Source organism: Pauljensenia sp. UMB0895 (assembly GCF_030218905.1).
Lineage (GTDB): Bacteria > Actinomycetota > Actinomycetes > Actinomycetales > Actinomycetaceae > Pauljensenia > Pauljensenia turicensis_A.
In genome coordinates, this window is sequence record NZ_JASOQR010000002.1 from 101,709 (window position 1) to 121,939 (window position 20,231).

The 20,231-nt window shown below is 57.2% G+C and carries 20 protein-coding genes; 5 read left to right on the forward strand and 15 right to left on the reverse strand.

The genetic code is table 11. The features are described from left to right. Window positions 1-224: 224 nt before the first annotated feature. Window positions 225-1,355: a GuaB3 family IMP dehydrogenase-related protein gene (locus QP503_RS01810; RefSeq protein ID WP_103631657.1), complete on the reverse strand. Its 1,131-nt coding sequence runs from the start codon at window positions 1,353-1,355 to the stop codon at window positions 225-227. A gap of 145 nt (window positions 1,356-1,500) precedes the next feature. On the opposite strand from QP503_RS01810, the gene QP503_RS01815 reads away from it, so the two are divergent. Then, window positions 1,501-2,238 (forward strand): exonuclease domain-containing protein, encoded by a 738-nt coding sequence (locus QP503_RS01815; RefSeq protein WP_257878426.1) that lies wholly within the window; start codon window positions 1,501-1,503, stop codon window positions 2,236-2,238. Between the two features lie 194 nt (window positions 2,239-2,432). On the opposite strand, the gene QP503_RS01820 is transcribed toward QP503_RS01815, so the two are convergent. From QP503_RS01820 to QP503_RS01835, 4 genes are all read right to left on the reverse strand, one after another. Continuing rightward, window positions 2,433-3,122: a transaldolase family protein gene (locus QP503_RS01820; RefSeq protein WP_040318656.1), complete on the reverse strand. Its 690-nt coding sequence runs from the start codon at window positions 3,120-3,122 to the stop codon at window positions 2,433-2,435. 137 nt (window positions 3,123-3,259) lie between these two features. Next, window positions 3,260-4,786, reverse strand: coding sequence for an IMP dehydrogenase (gene guaB / locus QP503_RS01825; RefSeq protein WP_006681445.1), 1,527 nt, complete (start codon window positions 4,784-4,786; stop codon window positions 3,260-3,262). A 50-nt stretch (window positions 4,787-4,836) separates the two neighbouring features. Continuing rightward, window positions 4,837-6,111, reverse strand: coding sequence for an AGE family epimerase/isomerase (locus QP503_RS01830; RefSeq protein WP_103631659.1), 1,275 nt, complete (start codon window positions 6,109-6,111; stop codon window positions 4,837-4,839). A gap of 83 nt (window positions 6,112-6,194) precedes the next feature. Beyond that, the gene (locus QP503_RS01835; RefSeq protein ID WP_103631661.1) at window positions 6,195-7,127 is read right to left on the reverse strand and encodes a MerR family transcriptional regulator; all 933 of its coding nucleotides are present in this window, start codon (window positions 7,125-7,127) and stop codon (window positions 6,195-6,197) included. A 316-nt stretch (window positions 7,128-7,443) separates the two neighbouring features. On the opposite strand from QP503_RS01835, the gene QP503_RS01840 reads away from it, so the two are divergent. From QP503_RS01840 to QP503_RS01850, 3 genes are all read left to right on the forward strand, one after another. Next, window positions 7,444-7,740, forward strand: coding sequence for a WhiB family transcriptional regulator (locus tag QP503_RS01840; protein WP_006681448.1), 297 nt, complete (start codon window positions 7,444-7,446; stop codon window positions 7,738-7,740). Window positions 7,741-7,860: 120 nt separating this feature from the next. Next, complete coding sequence (locus QP503_RS01845; RefSeq protein ID WP_006681449.1) at window positions 7,861-8,706, forward strand: DsbA family protein; 846 nt, start codon at window positions 7,861-7,863, stop codon at window positions 8,704-8,706. Further along, entirely contained in the window at window positions 8,703-9,548 is an 846-nt protein-coding gene (locus QP503_RS01850; RefSeq protein WP_006681450.1) for a cytochrome c biogenesis CcdA family protein, read from the forward strand. The genes QP503_RS01845 and QP503_RS01850 overlap by 4 nt, the downstream gene beginning before the upstream one ends. An 81-nt stretch (window positions 9,549-9,629) precedes the next feature. Here the strand turns inward: QP503_RS01850 and groES are convergent, their stop codons facing one another. Further along, entirely contained in the window at window positions 9,630-9,926 is a 297-nt protein-coding gene (gene groES / locus QP503_RS01855; RefSeq protein ID WP_006681451.1) for a co-chaperone GroES, read from the reverse strand. A gap of 364 nt (window positions 9,927-10,290) precedes the next feature. Between groES and QP503_RS01860 the strand changes: the two genes are divergently transcribed. Further along, complete coding sequence (locus tag QP503_RS01860; protein WP_285068097.1) at window positions 10,291-11,520, forward strand: THUMP-like domain-containing protein; 1,230 nt, start codon at window positions 10,291-10,293, stop codon at window positions 11,518-11,520. Window positions 11,521-11,684: 164 nt separating this feature from the next. Here QP503_RS01860 and tsaD read toward each other — a convergent pair whose 3' ends face one another. From tsaD to alr, 9 genes are all read right to left on the reverse strand, one after another. After that, window positions 11,685-12,740: a tRNA (adenosine(37)-N6)-threonylcarbamoyltransferase complex transferase subunit TsaD gene (gene tsaD, locus QP503_RS01865; protein WP_179369882.1), complete on the reverse strand. Its 1,056-nt coding sequence runs from the start codon at window positions 12,738-12,740 to the stop codon at window positions 11,685-11,687. 76 nt (window positions 12,741-12,816) lie between these two features. Further along, window positions 12,817-13,086 (reverse strand): hypothetical protein, encoded by a 270-nt coding sequence (locus QP503_RS01870; protein ID WP_103631665.1) that lies wholly within the window; start codon window positions 13,084-13,086, stop codon window positions 12,817-12,819. Between the two features lie 284 nt (window positions 13,087-13,370). After that, complete coding sequence (locus tag QP503_RS01875; protein ID WP_179369883.1) at window positions 13,371-14,114, reverse strand: succinate dehydrogenase/fumarate reductase iron-sulfur subunit; 744 nt, start codon at window positions 14,112-14,114, stop codon at window positions 13,371-13,373. Continuing rightward, window positions 14,111-16,090, reverse strand: coding sequence for a fumarate reductase/succinate dehydrogenase flavoprotein subunit (locus QP503_RS01880; protein ID WP_285101112.1), 1,980 nt, complete (start codon window positions 16,088-16,090; stop codon window positions 14,111-14,113). The genes QP503_RS01875 and QP503_RS01880 overlap by 4 nt, the downstream gene beginning before the upstream one ends. 15 nt (window positions 16,091-16,105) lie before the next feature. Beyond that, window positions 16,106-16,807 (reverse strand): succinate dehydrogenase cytochrome b subunit, encoded by a 702-nt coding sequence (locus QP503_RS01885; protein ID WP_006681457.1) that lies wholly within the window; start codon window positions 16,805-16,807, stop codon window positions 16,106-16,108. A gap of 322 nt (window positions 16,808-17,129) precedes the next feature. After that, the gene (gene rimI, locus QP503_RS01890; protein WP_006681458.1) at window positions 17,130-17,600 is read right to left on the reverse strand and encodes a ribosomal protein S18-alanine N-acetyltransferase; all 471 of its coding nucleotides are present in this window, start codon (window positions 17,598-17,600) and stop codon (window positions 17,130-17,132) included. Then, window positions 17,597-18,292: a tRNA (adenosine(37)-N6)-threonylcarbamoyltransferase complex dimerization subunit type 1 TsaB gene (gene tsaB, locus QP503_RS01895; RefSeq protein ID WP_285101114.1), complete on the reverse strand. Its 696-nt coding sequence runs from the start codon at window positions 18,290-18,292 to the stop codon at window positions 17,597-17,599. Before tsaB ends, rimI begins: the two co-directional genes overlap by 4 nt. Window positions 18,293-18,375: 83 nt before the next feature. Continuing rightward, complete coding sequence (gene tsaE / locus QP503_RS01900; protein ID WP_006681460.1) at window positions 18,376-18,936, reverse strand: tRNA (adenosine(37)-N6)-threonylcarbamoyltransferase complex ATPase subunit type 1 TsaE; 561 nt, start codon at window positions 18,934-18,936, stop codon at window positions 18,376-18,378. Then, on the reverse strand, window positions 18,933-20,192 hold the full coding sequence (gene alr, locus QP503_RS01905) for an alanine racemase (protein WP_179370293.1): 1,260 nt from the start codon (window positions 20,190-20,192) through the stop codon (window positions 18,933-18,935). The genes tsaE and alr overlap by 4 nt, the downstream gene beginning before the upstream one ends. Between the last annotated feature and the right edge of the window lie 39 nt (window positions 20,193-20,231).

Below are 20,231 nucleotides of genomic sequence, written 5' to 3' on the forward strand. Positions count from 1 at the left end.
ATTCCTCAGCTGGTTAGGATTGTGAGCGCTTGACCATCGTGGGGAGAGCCGCGGTGGACATGTTGGCGCGTGATTCATTGAGCCTATCAAAAACCGGCTTTCCAATGATTCACGAGGCCGGGCCAGCCTCACGTTTACACGCGAAACTGCCCCGGAGCGTAGCGCATCTGACGCTTGGCAGAACCAGGCGCTACAAGTGAGCGCAAACGGACAAAACAGATAAATCAGTGACCGCTTGGCTGATAGGGCGAGACCACCACATCCACCTTCTGCAAGTCTTTGACTTCCGAATAGCCGGTCGATGCCATGGTTCTCTTCAGGGCACCAACGAAGTTCAGGGAACCGTCTGCACGCGTCGAAGGACCGTAGAGAATCTGCTGCAGGCTTCCGGATGTGCCTACGTGAACACGCTGACCGCGAGGCATGTCTGGGTGCGTGGCCTCGGAACCCCAATGCCAACCGCGCCCGGGCGCTTCTTCCGCGCGAGCCAGAGCGGCACCCAGCATGACCGCATCCGCACCACAGGCGATGGCGCGCGATAAATCACCAGAACGCCCGATGCCACCGTCAGCAATGACGTGAACGTAGCGTCCTCCGGATTCATCCATGTAATCGCGACGCGCAGCGGCCACATCGGCGATTGCTGTTGCCATCGGGGCGTGCACGCCGAGCGATTGACGGGTCGAGTGTGCCGCTCCCCCGCCAAATCCGACAAGAACACCGGCGGCACCCGTGCGCATCAGATGCAACGCTGCCGTATTCGTGCAGACTCCACCAACAATGACGGGGACGTCGAGTTCATAGATGAACCGCTTGAGGTTGAGGGGCTCAGATCGGCTGGAAACATGTTCTGCAGAGACTGTTGAGCCTCGGATGACGAAAAGGTCCACGCCCGCATCGACGACTGCTCGCCAGTACTTTTGGGTACGCTGAGGCGACAACTTACCTGCAACAACTACGCCGGCTTGCCGAAGTTGAGCGAGGCGAGCAGTGATAAGCGACGGCTTAATTGGTTCCGAATAGATCTGTTGGAGTCGCGCAATAGACTCGTCTTCTCCAAGATGGGAGATTTCTTCGAGAAGCGGCTCCGGATCTTCGTAGCGCGTCCATAGACCGTCCAGATCTAGAACACCCAACCCGCCGAGTTTTCCGAATGCGATTGCTGTTTCGGGGCTCATGACCGAGTCCATGGGGGCAGCCATGATCGGAATATCGACGTGGTAGGCGTCGATTTGCCAGCCGACGTTCACATCTTCGGGATCGCGAGTGCGCCTTGAGGGAACCAGGGCAATATCGTCCAGACTGTAAGCGCGTCGCGCACGCTTTCCACGACCAATTTCAACTTCGTTGCTCACGACTTGATACTAACCACTTTGGGGCGCTGACATGCGCTTTTGTTGATGATTGCAGCGTGGGTGCGATGAGGTAATCGACGAGGCCGGCTTCGCCGACCTGATGATTGCCATTTTGTTTCTCCATGGTTTAGGCGACACTAGTTCCATGAATGAAAACACTTCTTGGATTGATCAGCCTTGGCTTGGTTTCGACACAGAGACAACCGGCACAAATCCTCTTTCGGATCGCCTTGTCACTGCTGCGCTTGTTTTGCGACGCGGGGGTATCAACCCGTCTGGCCCTGACGAAGTTGTCACATGGCTAGCTAATCCCGGGGTAGAGATCCCTGAAAGCGCCAGCGCTATTCACGGGATTTCCAACGAAAAAGCTCAAACCCAGGGACGGAATATTTCCGAGGTTTTAAATGAGGTTGCTGATTCTTTGGTTGCGCACTGGCAACGCGGATTCCCTGTTGTTGTCTTCAATGCGGCGTTCGATATTACGTTGATGAATGCCGAGCTCACTCGCCATGGTCTGCAGACTTTGGAAGAACGCCTTGGTGGCCCTGTTGGACTCATTCTTGATCCGATCGTCCTTGATCGTCACTTCGATAAGTACCGGAAGGGAAAGCGAACCCTGACCACCATGGCACCGCACTACGGTGTGGATCCGGATCCGAATGCTCACACGGCAGAAGTTGACGTTTCGATGACATTAGACGTGTTGGCGAAGATTGCCCAGGCGTTTGGCGCTCCGCTCACGCTAAGCAGTGCTCATGCGTTGATGGCATTGCAGGCCAGCGCTTTTAAAGAATGGGCTCAGGGGCTTGAAACCTACTTTGCACGTCAGGGTAAACCCCAGCAGATTGATTCCCAGTGGCCACAAAGGGCTCTCAATAGCTGAAGGGGTTAGCATCCCCATCATTAAACGGGTCGGTTAATGAAAGAGGTCGATGACCCAATAGAACGCCCTTGTTGCTATCGGGTCACCAGTCTTCAGCGCGCTGTCACTTCCATGTGCGGGCGCGACTTCGTCCCATAGGTGGGACTGATTGGACGCGTGGTGGTCAGCGCTAAGCGCTGACCACCACTGTGACGTCACTTGGTATCGATCAGGTCTTTCCATGTGCGCTTCTCACCGACCAGAAGGCTGAAGTGCTTGTTCTGTTCAGCGATCGCCGCATCGGTTGCGGGATTCTTAATCAGTGCCGCAAGAACCTCGGGGGCAGCAGTGATAGCACCAACGCCCTGGCGGACCAGTTCAAGAACCTGTTCAGAGTTCTTGAAGGACGCAGCTAAAACATCAGCTTCCATCCCATACGACTTCAGCGTGCGGTGGATTTCGCTAGCAACGCGAACACCATCAATGCCGTAGTTATCCATGCGGTTCACGTAGGGAGCAACATAGCGGGCACCAGCCTTTGCTGCCATGAATCCCTGCATCGAAGAGTGAATGCCTGTTGCCGTCACCTGCATGCCCTCTGCGACAATGCGAGGAATTGCCGCGAAGCCGTCGCGAGTGACAGGAAGCTTCACAAATAGGTTGCCACCAATTTCTTCACGCAGAGCACGCGCTTCGGCAACCATATCGTCGGCTCGTTCCGACACGATCTGAACATGCAACTGCGACCCATAGGGCAGCAAATCTTGGATCTTATGCAGAACATCCAAAGGCTCTTTGCCCTCGCGGTACAAGATGGTCGGGTTAGTCGTAACACCGTCAATCGGAAGGTAGGACAGTGTCTGTTCAATTGCTTCGACGTTTGCATAATCGATCAGGATGAGCATGTGCGCGATCCCCATTTCAACAGTGTGAAAACATGTTCCGACAGGTTCAGATTAATGCCCATTTTGGCACAAAAATAGGACCCCCGTCGCATGCGTGAAACCGCCTGCGACGAGGGTCAATACCTGTCAAACGTTTATCAGCGAGAAGACCCTGACGAATGGTAGTTCGGAGCCTCGCTGGTCATCTGCACATCGTGCGGATGAGATTCGCGCAGACCTGCAGATGTGATTCGAACAAAGCGACCATTCTTCTTGATCTCCTCGATCGACGAAGCACCCAGATAGAACATCGTCTGATGCAGGCCACCAACAAGCTGGTAAATCACCGAGGCAAGTGAACCAGTGAACGGAACCTGCCCTTCAATACCTTCTGGAACGATCTTGTCATCACTGGTGACATCGGCCTGGAAGTAGCGGTCCTTCGAGTAGGACTTGCGACCACGCGAACTCATTGCGCCCAGCGATCCCATACCACGGTAACGCTTGTACTGCTTACCGTTCGTGAAGACAACCTCACCCGGGGACTCTTCACAGCCGGCCAGAAGCGAGCCGAGCATGACCGTATCAGCACCGGCCACAAGAGCCTTACCGATATCACCCGAGTACTGCAGACCACCGTCAGCGATCAGCGGAACACCGGCGGGCTTACACGCTTTAGCAGCCAAGTAAATTGCAGTAATCTGCGGGACGCCCACGCCAGCAACCACTCGGGTGGTGCAAATCGAGCCCGGGCCAACACCAACCTTCACCGCATCGACACCGGCATCAATCAGCGCTTGAGCACCTTCGGTGGTTGCGACATTGCCACCGATGATCTGAACGCCAGCGAACAACGGATCCGCCTTAATACGGCGAATCATATCCAGCGCAAGCTGGGCGCCACCGTTAGCCGTATCAACAACAAGAACGTCAACACCTGCTTCAGCGAGCGCGGTTGCACGTTCCCACGTATCACCCCAATAACCAACAGCAGCGCCGACAACCAGACGACCACGGTCATCCTTCGTCGCGTTCGGGTACTGCTCGGTCTTCACGAAGTCCTTGACCGTGATCAAGCCGGTCAACCTATTATTCTCGTCAATAATCGGAAGCTTCTCCACTCGATGCTCAGCCAGCAAAGCCTTCGCATCTTCACGAGAAATACCAACCTGACCCACAACAAGATCCTCGCGCGGGGTCATGCAATCGCGAACCTTCAGCGTTGCCCACTGGGATTCAGGGACAAAACGCAGGTCACGGTTCGTGATGATGCCAACAAGACCATTTTCTTCGTCAACAACAGGAAGACCAGACACACGATAGTGACCGCAAAGCTCATCAAGCTGTTCGATGGTCGCATCGGGACCAACAGTCACAGGATCTTCAACCATTCCAGATTCGGAGCGCTTCACCTGACGAACATGCTGCGCTTGTTCTTCAATCGAAAGATTGCGGTGAAGGATGCCAATACCACCCTGACGAGCCATGGCAATCGCCATACGAGCTTCAGTCACAGTATCCATTGCTGCAGAAAGCAACGGAACACGCAGGGTAATTTTCTTCGTCAGCCGCGACGTAGTGTCAACAGTGGATGGAACGACGTCAGTCAGCTCTGGGAGCAGAAGAACGTCATCGTAAGTAAGGCCAGTCAGTGAGAACGGATCATGCTCTAAAAAGTCTCCCATGAGCCAAGTCTAGGCTGTGGCTCAAGCCGGATAAAAACTTCGGACGAACCTCACAATTCCGAGTGGTCGTGTGCCCTCACCTGCGCTAATGCCGCCGCGAATCCCGGATACAAGCCAATACGAGGCAACAGCAACATCTGACCGACATGGTAGGCATCAGCCTTGCCTGCCCAGACAGTTTCACTCTCGTGTCCATCTGCGTCGACTTCATGGATCCAGCGTCCCGGGCCAGCATGAATGACCTGATCCGCCCACGCCACATAGCGAGCGAAACGCTCCGACTGGACCATGACGTCGTCATCATTACCTAGTTCTTCACTGACTTTACCCAGAGCGAGCGTTGCATTCACAGCTTCGCAAGCAACCCAGTGCATGCGAGTATCCACAACAGTCTTTCCATCAAAGTCCGTCGTGTAAACGATCCCACCCTTTTCGCTGTCCCAACCATCCTCATCCGCTCGATCAACAAGGCAATGCGCAACGTCATACATCCATTCACTCGGAGTATCCCCGCACGCAATGAGTGAGGCTCGACCATGCAGGATCAAACGCGCCCACTCAAACCCGTGTCCCGGAGTTGCACCGTAAGGACGGAAAGGATCAGCGGGATTTTCAATGAACATCTCGGGACAAACAACCCAGTTTTTATCGAAGTGCTCAGGCAAGCGCCAACCAAAGCGAGCACCAAGATCGGCAACAAAACGCATCATTTCGCGCGCACGATCCAACCAACGTCGTTCACCCGTCGCATCGAAGGCAGCAAGATACGCCTCGACCGTGTGCATATTCGCGTTCAGACCTCGATATTCTTCACACTCGCTCCAGTCGCGGTTCCACGAGTTCGCGACGCGACCATACGACGGTTCCCACCAGTGCGCGTCCTGATCGGCAAGCGCTTCATCAAGCAATGCCCGGCCTCGTTCATGCCCAGCCAAATAGGAAGCGGCAGTCGCGAGAATCACGAACGCGTGCGCATAGGCTTCCTTGCGGATCGGCTCAACCGGGCGAGCATGTTCCCCCGTCGCATCCAGAGCGGAGAACCACCCGCCGTATTCATCGTCATGCAACGAGGTGGACAGCGCATCAAGCCCGTGCTCGACAAGACCAGACACTCCCTGGACACCACGCATCTCAGCAAGTGCAAACACGTACGTCATTCGACACGTAATCCACAGCTCAACGCCCTTGGACTCTGTAATAGCACCATCGGCATCCAGATAACCGAAGCCAGCAGGGCACGCTGAAGCTGAAGCGAACTCAACAAGCGCAGAGAAATCAGCATCAAAAGCGCCGATAAGAGCGGAATCATTCCAGGGGGTCTTCATTGTCACTCCCGGTCAAAAGATGTGCGTAACACCGATAAAGGTATCACTGCCTCAAGTTTCGATGAGAGGTTCTATGGGACTTGTTAAGACACAACCGAGGAAAGATCAACACCGGGCGCAAGTACCGCAAGAGTTTCTTCTACGCCGGCAGCAATTGTGCGCACGCGCAGGACGCGCTCATCAACGACCTTCGGAGCATCCGCGCCAACCAGCATGACATCAAGGTCAAGATCAGTAGTAAGACCATGAATAAATTTCTCGCAGGTTGCTCCAGAACCCATGACAATAGCCAACACGACCGGGCGTTCTTCGGTATGAAGCGCAACGCGAGCACACGCTCCCTGATCATCAACTGTCGCAGTCGAAACGACGCGCACATCGATGCCGTACCAGCCAAGAGCAACACCAAGAACGTGCGCTCCCAGCTCGTGGACAACGTCCGTAAGAACAACAACAGCCCCCGGGGCTGTCTGAGGAGAAACGCACTCGCTAGCAAACTGAGCAAGCACATCAAGGAAAGCGTTTTGAAGAATCGTAGACGGCGCACATCCAGGTTTCTGCCCGCATGTGGAGGCACGCAAGGTGTCGAGCGCTGGGCTGACTAAGCGACTCCAAGTATGAACAAGCCCCTCGTCGCCCACCGCGGAACGAAGGACATTCTTCAGCTGATGCCCGTGGCAGGCTGATACACAATTCAGTAGTTCAGAAACCGTATGAGGAACGGGCAGGTCTTCTTGACGTGAACGCGCAGGGGCCGTCGCCAACACGGTAGCGGCAGCATCTGCGGGAGAAACCCCCTGATGCACAAGGTCAACCATCGCGGTCAAACGCGCAACATCGCTGGCACGATAGCGACGATGAGTTCCTGCTTGGCGTTCATCTGGGCCAAGACCATAGCGTCGTTCCCAGGTGCGAAGAGTCGAGGGGGAGATTCCGAGACGAACGGAAACAGCAGTCACTGTCAGCGGAGCATCGACGCCTGAATCAGCTGAAGACGCAAGATGTGCGCGAGGCATGTCGTTTCCTTTCCGCTCGCCAGCTACCAACGTTTTTATTCAACGTTGTTCACCCCTACAACGATTGTTCACCGAAGAGCGAGCTTTCGCCACCGGAGCGAAGAAGATGTGTCAAGTAAGTGAGACAAATCTTCTTCATGGCATTCCGCATGTTTTGTAGCGATATATTCAGATTTTTCTCAGGTTTATTGCCTTTTCTGAGAAATAACTAAGAATGTATGAACGGGTCTTGAACAACTTACGAACAATATCTAAACTGATGGAGGCTGCTCGCGAAGAAGTACTTCGACTGGCAGTCACCGAATGAGAGGTACACATGTCTGACGTTTCACGTCTCCCCGGCCCAATGATCGACGCTTGGGATTGGCAGTACGACGGCGCATGCCGTGACCTCGACACCGAGCTCTTCTTCCACCCTGAAGGCGAACGCGGTTCAACGCGTCGCCGTCGCGCAGCAAACGCAAAGGCAATCTGCGCAACATGCCCCGTGATCGACCAGTGCCGCGAATACGCGCTGGCATCACAAGAGCCCTACGGCATCTGGGGCGGAATGACAGAAGAAGAACGACGCGAAGAAATACGTTCATCGCATCGTCAGCGTCGAGCGTCGTAATCTACCCCAGTCTTACAGAGGCGTCGCGCACATAGCGCGACGCCTCTTCACTTCTCATGCCACACTAAAGAATCATCGATAGTTTTCACTATTCCCCAACAACCAATCGGAAGCGAAGTCGTGACATCACCAGTTGTTTCATCCCAGCCACGCCGTAAATCCCGATCGCTCATCATTTCGATCGCACTCATCATCATTGCAGCATTCGTCCTTGCCGTCAGCATTTGGACAACTAGTGGAAACAAGCAAGCAGATTCGGCAGCATCAGCGCAATCGTCAGACTCGACGCACACTCAATCTGCCCAATCTGCATCAGCGACGCCAGGAGCCTCGTCCGCTGCCGCGGCGGCCGCCGACGTTGACCCGAACGTCGCAGCACCCAGTGAGAAGAACGCAGAGCTCCTTGCAATCATTCGATCCGCACCCAAGCGCGACGCCAACGACAATCAGGCCAAAGGCGCTCTGGACGCTCCGGTTGTCCTCACACTCTTCTCTGACTTCTCCTGCCCCTACTGCACGCTGTTTGCTAAAAAAATCGAACCCCAACTTGCCGATCTGATCGAAGACGGAACTCTTCGCATCGAATGGCGCGACCTGGCACAGATCACCCCCACGTCCCCCTTAGCAGCTCAAGCGGGACGTGCGGCAGCCGATCAGGGCAAGTTCTGGGAATTCCACGACCTGCTGTATCAGGCAACCAACGAACACGAACACCCGGAATACACCGAGGAATCTCTCGTCGCATTCGCTGAACAAGCTGGCGTTTCAGACATCGACACCTTCCGCGCCACGATGAATGCGGCCGAAACCGTTCAGGCTGTCGCCAACGCGAAGAAGGAAGCCTACTCCATCGGCATCACCGGCACACCTTTCATGTTCATTGGGGACACCTACATTTCGGGCTACCGCGATTACGAGTATGTGCGCACAACGATTGAACTTCAGGCGGAGGCCGCCCGTTCATGACTTTGACCCCATTGGCTGCCCTGCTCGGTGGCGTATTGACGGTCTTCGCCCCCTGTTCGGTGATGATCCTGCCAGCATTCTTCGCATACGCATTCCAGTCGCGTTCTGCACTGCTACTGCGCACCGGAATCTTCTGGCTGGGTTTGCTGACTTCTCTTCTGCCTTTGGGCGTACTTGTCGGCGCGGCGGGATCAGCTCTGCGCGATCACCTGGATCTGATCACACGCATCTGCGCCTTCATCATCATCATTCTTGGCATCGTTGAGATTATCGCTCTTGAAATCCCCACGCCCCATCGCAAGGCGTCGGCGGGAGTACGCAAAGAACGTGATCGCACTCATCCTCTGTCGATCTACCTTTTGGGGCTCACCTATGGCTTTGCCGGTATCGGTTGCGCTGGGCCAATCCTAGGGGCCGTTTTGGTGGCCGCAGGTATCGGAGCTTCGCCGGCAACAGGCGCTGCTCTGATGGCTCTGTACGCCACTGGCATGGTTGTTCCTCTGGCAGTGCTCGCATTGGCGTGGCAGTCTACGAATTTGTCCTCAAGCACCTGGTTGCGTCCCCGCCCCCTTCGACTATTCGGTCGCGATACAACGTGGACGAACGTCGTCTCAGGCATCGTTTTGGTTGCGCTGGGCGCGGCGCTTCTGGTCGCTGGCATCGCGAATCCACTTGGGGGATTGATTTCAGCAACGACCTTGGCTTCGTGGGAACAGTCTCTGATGCGGTTCGGTTCGACGATTCCTACGTGGGCAATGATCACAGTTGTTGTCTTGGTGATTGCCGCCGCGTGGTTCGCGTGGCCTCGTCGGACAAAGGAGACAGAAACAAACGCCGCGTAGTTCTTTGCTGTTCTCGATACAGTGTGGGCCTGGCACCTGAGGTGCCAGGCCCACACTGTTTGTCAGTGGTGAACTCTAGGTTCAGCGCTCAACGATTGCGAGGACGTCGCGTGCGGAGAGGATCTGGTATTCCTTGCCTTCGTACTTGACCTCGGTACCACCGTAGCGCGAATAAATCACAACGTCGCCGACCTTCACGTCGACGGGAACGCGGTTTCCATTGTCATCAACGCGGCCAGGGCCGACTGCGATAACTTCGCCTTCCTGTGGCTTTTCCTTGGCGGTATCCGGGATAACCAGGCCAGAGGCGGTGGTCTGAACTGCCTCGACCTGCTGGATAACAATACGGTCTTCGAGGGGCTTGATGGAGATCGACACTGTCGCTCCCTTTCTTCTTGAAAGTTTCCGTCATCCCTTCCCTGCCGTCGCGGGGGTCAGGGGCAGGATCGCTTCGCGGTTTTCACCGCTTCATGCATGAGCATATTCCGCCTCTGGCACTCGAGCAACCTGAGTGCCAAACAGTTCACTTTCAGCAGATTTCCCACCGCGCTTGTTCACCAAACCACCCACCTCCACCACCGCGCTTGTTCAAGAAAAGCAACCAGTTCATGTGCGCGCCCTCGTCCCCAACATCTGAAATCCAGACGCACTAACGCTGAACAAGCGCACTCAATCGGGGAAAGCAAAGGCCCAACGATGTGCGTAAACGTCGAACAAGCGCGGTCCGTGGCAGAATCGGAGGGTGAATTCTTCCCTCGATCCTGTTCTGACGCGCGAGGGGTGGGACCTGCTTACCCGCCTGCAGGCCCTCCCGCACACAACAGAAGCAGACCAGGCACACTTGAACGCGCTCTTACGGAAAGAAGGGATCGAGCCGGCGCTCGTGTCAGCGCTCCTCACCCAATTGGATCTGCGCGTTCACGCTCACACGAAGTTCGGCGAATTTGCCAACCATATGATTTTCACGCGCGACGGGCTGGAGCAGGCAACGCGCCTCAATGTCGCCGCACACCACGCTGGGCGGTTTCGGGACAGCGGAGCAACCTACGTCGCAGACCTCGGATGTGGGATTGGTAGTGACTCGCTGGCGATTGCCGGCCTGGGATTAAAAACGCTCAGCGTCGACCTGAATCCCGATGCCGTCGCATGCGCAGCAACCAACCTGCGCGATTTCCCGGACAGCGACGTGTTGCTTGGGAATGTCCTGGATCTTGACATTCATGAGCTTGCCGACCGTGGCGTTGACGCCATCTTCGCTGATCCTGCACGACGCACCGGAGCAAAACGCGGATCCAGGCGTCTCATGAATCCTGAATCCTGGTCTCCCTCACTTTCAACGGTACTGGGCTGGCGCGAGGCAATTCCCCGCGTTGGCATCAAAGTCGCGCCCGGAATCACCTATTCGGCTCTGCCTGAAGACGCGTGCGTGCAGTGGACAAGCGTCGATGGATCCATAGTCGAGGCGGCAATTTGGACTGGCCCGCTCGCCCACGATGGCTCGGGTCGGGTTGCGTGCGTCATCAAGGGATCGCGGACGTTCACCTTGCGCGCAATTCACGAGGCCCCAGCAAACGCTCCACTTATCCCAACCCCCGTCGGGAAGCTGGCGGATTACTTGGGTGAACCCGACGATGCAGTGATTCGAGCCGGGCTCATTTCAACGCTCGCCGACCAGTTGGATGCACACCTGATCTCTGAGTCGATCGCGTATGTGAGTGCGGCTGAGGCAACGCCGAGCGAATTCATCCGCTGGTTCAAGGTCGAAGATGTCGTCACGTTGAAACCGAAAACAATTTCCGCTGCTCTTCGAAGCCTTGGCATCGGACGCATTGAAGTCAAGAAGCGAGGCGCCGACATTGACCCTGCGACTCTGAGGCGTTCACTCAAGCTCTCAGGCGATAAGGACGGCGTCGTCATTGCCACGCGCATCGAGGGACGTCACTGCGCGATCATTGCAACGCGTGTCAGCTGATCCGCGCACACATGCGCAGTGATGTGACGGTAAGTGGCCTCGTCAATTAACGTCTTCGCGCCACCGACGCGCCAACCTGAACGGTGAACAAGCGCGACCTCACCCCACACAAACGGTGAACAAGCGCGGTGGTGATTAGGCGCAACCGATAGCAAAGAGGAAGATCAGGCACTAGGCAACATTGACGTCTGCGTCAGAGGCATGCCCGAATCTGGCGAGAAATTCCAATCCGACGGAGCAACACCTGCGCGAACAAGCTCCGACCCCATCGCAGCGATCTGCGCACCGTTATCCGTGCAGAAACGCAACGGGGGCAGGCGAACCTCAAGCCCAGAAGCCTCAGCACGCTCAGCAAGAAGCGCACGCAGACGAGAGTTCGCAGAAAAACCGCCACCCACAACGATCGTCTGGCACCCCGTGTCCAACGCCGCGCGCACTGCTTTAGCGGTCAGAGAGTCATTCACTGCCTCAGAGAAGCCTGCGCACACGTCTTCAGGGTTCACAGCTTCACCGCGAGCCTCGGTACCCTCTATGTAGCGAGCAACAGCGGTCTTCAGACCGGAAAAGCTGAAATCGTACTTGTGACGCTCTTTATCCTTGCCACCGGACAAACCGCGCGGGAACTTAATGGCATTCACGTCGCCAGCCTGGGAGAGCCGATCGACGTGCGGCCCACCCGGGTAAGGCAGATTGAGCAGGCGTCCAACCTTATCGAAGGCTTCGCCGGCAGCATCGTCAAGCGTGCCACCCAGTTCTTGAACGTCGGTTGCAATGTCGTTAACCAGCAAAATATTCGAATGACCACCGGAAACAACCAGACCGATAAAGCGCTCAGGGAGCGGGCCGTCAGCAAGCTTATCGACAGCAAGATGGCCGATCACGTGGTTCACACCGTACAGGGGCTTGCCAAGGGACGAGGCAAGCGCCTTCGCAGCACAAATACCGACCGTCAAAGAACCAACGAGGCCCGGGCCAGCAGCAACAGCAATCGCATCCACGTCATCAAGCGTCACGCCAGCTTCATCAAGCGCCGCATTCAAGGTTGGGATAAACGATTCAAGGTGAGCGCGCGACGCAATTTCTGGGATGATACCACCGTAGCGGGCATACTGATCCATCGATGTGGCCGTGCGGTCGACGAGCAGTTCGCACCCGCGCACAAGACCAATGCCAGTTTCGTCGCAGGTGGATTCGATTCCGAGGATGAGTGGTTCCTTCACCCTTCCAGTTTATGCCGGCAAAGAACGAGGCCGTGAATCCAAATGTGTGACATCCGCGCCGTGGCACGGACCGCCATCACTGTGAGTTTTCTACGGGGTCATCATCCTTCAGTGGAGTCCGCTTGTTGGCAACGATCATCGCAACACATGCAACGGCGAAGGCAACAAGCGACCAGGGGAGTGCTTTATCCGCGGTGACCTTGATTGCATCCGAGCCGAACACCAAGCCGAGCAGAAGCAGGATCGACAGAATCGCGAAGACAATCATTGCTCCGATAGCAATCGATGATGAAACCTTATAGCGACGAGTGTGAGTGTTCGGGCCTGTTTCGTCGAATTTCTCCATTGAAATCACCTTCCGCATCGACGCCGAACTATGGCGCTGACCAGCAGTTTTATCTGCTCTTACTCTAGCCTCTTCTGCATTGAGTAGTCGGCGAGATGGGCCGATGCTTCCAGACTTAATGTGTAATTCTGAGCGCCCGATGGTGAACAAGCGCGGTATTACTTGGAGACGAAACGGTGAACAAGCGCGGTCAGGGAAGACGGATATAGGGCAAGGAAGATGGAGAAACAAAAGCGGGGTCCCGGTGGCAAACCACCGGGACCCCGCGAAGGCCACAAGCCGGATCAGACGCCCTTCAGGGCTGCCTTTCCGAGCTGACGGTTCAGCGTGGAGATGACGTCAAGCGGGATCTGCTTCGGGCAGACCGCAGCACACTCACCGATGTTGGTGCAGGAGCCGAAGCCCTCTTCATCCATCTGGTTGAGCATGTTGACAACGCGCTTGTAGTTCTCCGGCTTGCCCTGGGGCAGAAGCTGGAGGTGTGTCACCTTAGCCGAGGTGAACAGCATCGCCGAAGCGTTCGGGCAGGCTGCCACGCAAGCGCCACAGCCGATGCATGCAGCCGCTTCGAATGCGCGGTCTGCGTCCTGCTTCGGGACCGGGGTTGCGTGAGCATCCGGGGCTGCACCGGTGTTGACCGAAATGTAGCCACCAGCCTGGATGATGCGGTCCAGTGCGGAACGGTTGACAACCAGGTCCTTGATGATCGGGAATGCTTCTGCACGCCACGGCTCAATGGTGATGGTGTCACCGTCATGGAAAGTACGCATGTGAAGCTGGCAGGTCGTGGTGACCTCTGGGCCGTGGGCAATGCCGTTGATGACAATGCCACACTGACCGCAGATACCTTCACGGCAGTCAGAATCGAATGCGATGGGTTCTTCACCACGTGCGAAGAGTTCCTCATTGAGGACGTCAAGCATTTCAAGGAAGGACGACTCCTCGGAGATTCCCTTCACCTGGTACTCGTGCATCGCGCCACGGTCCTCGGGACCATCTTGGCGCCAGATCTTCAGTGTCAGGTTCACTTGTAGCTCCGCTGCTTCAGCTCGATGTTGTTGTAAATGAGGTCTTCCTTGTGGAGGATCGGTGGCTGGTCTTCGCCACCCCACTCCCACGCGGCGACGTACAGGAACTTGTCGTCATCACGAAGCGCTTCACCTTCGGGGGTCTGTGACTCGGCGCGGAAGTGGCCGCCACAGGATTCCTCGCGGTGAAGAGCGTCGATGCACATGAGTTCACCAAGCTCCATGAAGTCGGCAACGCGACCAGCCTTTTCGAGGGACTGGTTGAGTTCACCAATGGATTTGCCGGGAACGCGAACGTTCTGCCAGTAGTCTTTGCGAAGTTCGCGAATCATACCGATTGCCTTCTTCAGGCCTTCCTCGGTGCGCTCCATACCGCAGTATTCCCACATGATGTGGCCGAGTTCCTTGTGGAAGGAATCAACCGAGCGGGAACCGTTGATCGACATCAGGGTGTCGATGCGCTTCTGAGCCATCGAGAGAGCTTCGACAACGTCAGCGGACGATTCGTCCAGCTTCGGCAGATTGAAGCACTTGGAAAGGTAATCGTTGATTGTGTTCGGCAGGACGAAGTAGCCGTCCGACAGCCCCTGCATGAGCGCGGATGCACCCAGGCGGTTGGCGCCGTGGTCGGAGAAGTTTGCTTCGCCAGCAACGTACAGACCGGGAAGGTTGGACTCGAGATCGTAGTCAACCCACAGCCCGCCCATGGTGTAGTGGACTGCCGGGTAGATGCGCATCGGCACCTCGTAGGGGTTGTCGCCCGTAATGCGCTCGTACATATCGAACAGGTTGCCGTACTTCGCAGAGACGGCGGCCACACCCATGCGCTCGATCGCATCGGCGAAGTCGAGGTAGACGCCGCGGGCGACGCCGGCGATCTTCGGGCCGACGCCACGACCTTCGTCACACATGTTCTTTGCCTGACGCGATGCAATATCGCGGGGAACCAGGTTGCCGAAGGACGGGTAGATGCGCTCCAGGTAGTAGTCGCGATCCTCTTCGGGGATCTGACGCGGGTCCTTTTCGCAGTCTTCAGCCTTCTTGGGAACCCAAATACGACCGTCGTTACGGAGAGACTCCGACATGAGGGTCAACTTCGACTGCTGATCGCCGTGCTGCGGGATGCAGGTCGGGTGGATCTGCGTGAAGCAGGGGTTACCGAAATAGGCACCCTTGCGGTATGCGCGCCAGATTGCGGTGGCGTTACACCCCATCGCGTTGGTCGACAGGAAGAAGACGTTGCCGTAACCACCGGTTGCCAGGATAACTGCGTCAGCGACGTAGGTTTCCAGCTTGCCGGTTGCCATGTCACGGGCGACGATGCCACGGGCGCGACCATCGGAAACGATGATCTCAACCATTTCGTGGCGCGAGTATTCCTTGACCGTGCCGGCTGCAACCTGACGTTCCAGCGCCTGGTAGGCGCCGATCAGGAGCTGCTGACCTGTCTGGCCACGCGCGTAGAACGTACGGGAGACCTGGACACCACCGAAGGAGCGGTTGTCGAGCAGACCACCGTATTCGCGCGCGAACGGAACGCCCTGTGCGACGCACTGGTCGATGATGTTCGCGCTGACCTCTGCCAGACGGTAGACGTTGGTTTCGCGGGCGCGGTAGTCACCACCCTTAACCGTGTCGTAGAAGAGGCGGTAGACGGAGTCATTGTCGTTGCGGTAGTTCTTCGCAGCGTTGATACCACCCTGCGCAGCAATAGAGTGCGCGCGACGAGCGGAGTCCTGGTAGAAGAACACGTCGACGTTGTAGCCCATTTCGCCGAGCGAAGCAGCAGCAGCGCCACCCGCAAGGCCGGTGCCTACGATGATGACACGGAGCTTACGACGGTTAGCCGGGTTCACCAGAGCGGCGGAGAACTTACGCTGTTCCCAGCATTCGGCGATTGGCACATCAAGAGGAGCCTTGGCGTCAGCGATCTTCTCGCCTTCACGGTAGAGGCCCTTGATCAGGGTTTCAGTCATGAGTAATCAGCTTCCTCAAGAGATGAATCCGGCGGCGATTGCGATCGGAGGTGCCATGAACATCACGAAGATGATGGCGCCAACGAGGCCGGAGAGGACGATCATCGGCTTACGAGTCGCGGGGCGAACCCAACCGAGCGTCTGGAACATTGACCAGAAGCCGTGCGAAACGTGAATACATGCAAGACCGACGAAGATTGCGTACACGATGACGAGCAGCGGCGAGTTGAACGATGCAACCATGCGCTCGTAAGGCGTCGAATCAGCGGTGAAGCCCGTGCGGACAGTGCCGGTCGTGAAGTGCAGGATGTGGAAGATGAAGAGGAACAGGATCAGAACGCCGGACATGCGCATGGTGCGCGCGGCGTACGAATCGGTAACGGACTTCTTCACGACGTAGCGGGTCGAACGTGCGCGACGCGAACGCTTCCACGTGTATGCAGCTGCGTACAGGTGGATGACAAGCATCAGGAGCATCGCGGCGCGGAATACCCAGATGAATCCGCCGTGCGGGAAGATCGGCACGAAAGCCTCTTCCTTCAGCCAGTGTGCGTAATGGTCATACGCTTCCTGACCGAGGAACATCTTGAGGTTGCCGTAGGAGTGGAACAGCAGGAAGAAGACGAAAATGAAGCCCGAGATGGCCATCAGTTGCTTAATAAAAACACTGGTGGTCCACGCGCGGCGCTTCTTCGTTGCGACATTTGTAGTGGCCATGTCCCAAGAATATCCACACGTCTTCAAGCGTTTTAGGACTGTTGTCCGCCCTTGGTCCTAGATGAGCGTTTTGTCAGCTCAGTTTTCCGCGTAATTTAGCTAAATTCTTAGGGGCTTCCTTGGCGGTTTGGAGGCTGGTTACGCGTGCGACAGAGATGTTTCAGGCGGGTGTTGACTGCCTTTTACCTAACCGTCCTGTTTCAAATTTCGGGCATATGACAGTTTTGAGAAACCCGTCGTAAAACGCAGGTGCGCGCCTACTTGTGTGCTCTCTTCCGTCACCGTCACGCTCGACATTGAAGGGACGAGGCCACCCACACTTTCAGTTCGTCAGATCCAATCGCATGGCGATGCCGTCTTCGAGTGGATTCTTGAAATATCCCCTCAAGCGGTCCAGGACGATAAAACCTGAGCGTTCGTAGAGGCGTCGTGCAGCTTCATTCGACTCGCGAACTTCAAGGAACACGTAGTCCGCTCCAGCTTCACGTGCGCGAGATACCAGCAGGTCGAGGATCTGTTTACCCAGGCCCTGGCCTCGTACATGGGGGAAAACGCCGATTGTCATAATGTCGGCGCCATCGCCCACCACTTTCACTCCCCCGTAGCCGACAACCTGCAGGTCAGGGCCATCTGGGAGGGCCGCCAGGTAGTAGGTGGAAAACGGGGAGGCCAGCTCGTCGGCGATCATTCCCCACGTCCATGGGTCCTCCGGGAAAAGAGCTTCTTCAAGCGCAACCAGGATCTCTTCATCCCCCGGCTTTGCCTGATGGATCTCAACCGGAACGCCGGTCACATGCGCTCCATCGGCTGGCCGTGAATCTCGGGACGGCGCAAGTAGAGCGGCTCGGTGCCGAGGCGATCTTCTTCACCCTTGGCCAAACGAGCAGAAACAATACGCGACAGAACTGCCGGATCTCCATCAACGATCGGCCCCTTACCTGCGGGGGCAAGGCAGTCGACGGAGTGAGCGGGAAGTTCACCCGCGCTGATGATCAGACCGTCCGCATCACGCATCGAGTTGAGCAGGCTCTGAGCCGTGCCAACCTCAAGGCGGCCGATCAGACGCACATCATCGGCACCTTCTGCGACGTAGTGTCCCCAGTACAGTTCCTTACGGCGCGCATCAGAAACGGCGTACACGTGGGTGTCCGGGGGAAGCAAGTCGAGTGCCTGGCGGGCAATGACATCCAAGCTTGAGGCTCCGTAGACGGGCACGCCTGCCGCGAGCGCAAACACTCGCGCGGAGACGAGGCCCGCGCGCAGACCGGTAAACGGTGCAGGACCCGTACCAACCAACACGCGTTCAATACCAGCGTCCTTCGCCTCGACCGGCAGACCGGCTTGACCGAGTGTCTCGCGGACAAGCTCGGTGATCGATTCAGCGTGGTGACGCGTTGATTCGTTGTGAGCGTGTCCCACCACGGTTCCGTCTTTCAAGACGGAAACGATCGTGGCGGCGGAGGTATCAAGGCTCAGTTCAATCACAGGGGTAATCCTACTCGTCGGATCAGCGAGTCACGATGTGAGCTTCGGGAGCGGGCGATCCCAAGAAACGCGGGGCTTGCCAATCAGTCTTCGTCCAAGGTGGCAATCAGTTCGCTGGCGCGTGCCATGACTGCTTCGAGAACGCCGTCCCAGCGGTTGCCGTGCGGGTGGAGCGTAATGGTGCGCTCGCCGTCATCCATCGTTTCAAGGTCGATCGCGTCTCCGTCGTGGGCAGCTTCACCACCGGTCTTGCGCGTGACATCAATTTCGAGGCGCTCATCAGACAGGGCTTCCGTCTTACCTTCGCCCCATTCGACGACGGTCACGGACTCTGCCAGAGAAGAATCGAGGTCCAGGGTTTCGAGGTCTTCGAGGTCGCGGATGCGATAGGCGTCGGCGTGGATCAAGTCAGGACCGTCACCGAGGTTCGGGTGAACGCGGGCCACGATGAACGTCGGGGATGCCACACGGCCTCGTACCCCGATTCCTTCACCCACGCCTTGAGTGAACGTCGTCTTACCCGCGCCCAAACCGCCACGCAACATGATGAGATCGCCGGCACGCAGGTTTTCACCCAAAGCGCGCCCGAGGCACCGCGTTTCATCAGCGGAAGCAGACACCAACGACTGGGGTTCAGCGGTCATGAACAGTTCTCCTCACGTCGAGCCGCGCCAATATAGAGGCGCGGGATGCGTTCGCCCAAGCGGGCAACGATTTCGTAGTTGATGGTGCCGGCTTGGCTTGCCCATTCGTCAGCCAGTGGCGCGCCGGTGGCCGGGTCACCGAAAAGGATGACGCCGTCGCCAACCTGTGCGGGCGCATTCTCGGTGCGGCCAGTCGGCAGACCCGCCTCACCCGATGCCGGGCCAAGGTCGATGATGAACTGGTCCATACACACTCGGCCCACAATATGCGTGCGAATCGGCTCCCTATCCGTGTTGACAAGGACGGGGGCACCGTTCGATCCGGCGCGCAGAATACCGTCGGCATATCCGAGGGGCACCAGACCAACCCAACGCCTCGAGGATGAACGCCACGTGCCACCATATGAAGCAGGGGTGTCCTCTTCGATCACTTTGACACTGGTCAGTGGCGCCTGCAGGGTCATCGCGGGACGCAACCCCAAGTCAGATGCGGACGCCACGGCGGAGTTGGGGCTCAGTCCGTACATACCGATGCCGGCGCGCACCATGTCGTAGTGCGCTTCGGGATGCCAGAGGATGCCTGATGTGGCACTCAGGTGGCGAAGTTCCGGCCTAATTCCAGCCTGCGCCAGAATTGTGCAACCGGCCTCGAAAATTTCAACATGCGCCGCGGTTGATGCATTGCCCTCGTCGCTGGGGTCGTCCGCGCGCGACAGGTGACTCCACGCGCCGATCACCTCAACAAGACCCTCGTCGCGGGCCATCCGCACTGCCGAAGCAAGCGCCGGCAGATCCGCAAGCGTCGAACCCGCGCGCGACATGCCCGTATCGATCTTCACGTGAATGCGCGCCTTCTTACCCGTTTCGCGTGCAGCCGCGCAGATCTGGGCCAGCACCCAGGTCCAGGACACCGACAGATCCAAGTCTGCTTCGAGCGCCTGCGCCCAGTCAGCTCCCGAGGGGGCGATCCACGTCAGAATCGGCGCTTTCTCACGTGCTATTCCAGCTTCGTCGAGCGCGTATCGCAGAGTGAGTGCTTCACCGAGTTGCGCGACACCGAGCCACGAAGCTCCTGCCTCAAGCGCAGTCATCGCAACGGGAAGAATTCCATGCCCGTAGGCATCTGCCTTGACAACTGCCATCTGAATGGCCGTCGGCGCAGATTGTTTCAGCACCGCCAGATTGTCGGCAATGGCGCTGAGGTCAACGACAGCGCGCGCCGGGTACTGGGCGAAAGCGGAAGACTCTTCGTTCATCACGCTTCTAGTATCGCACCGGTGAACAAGCGCGCGTTA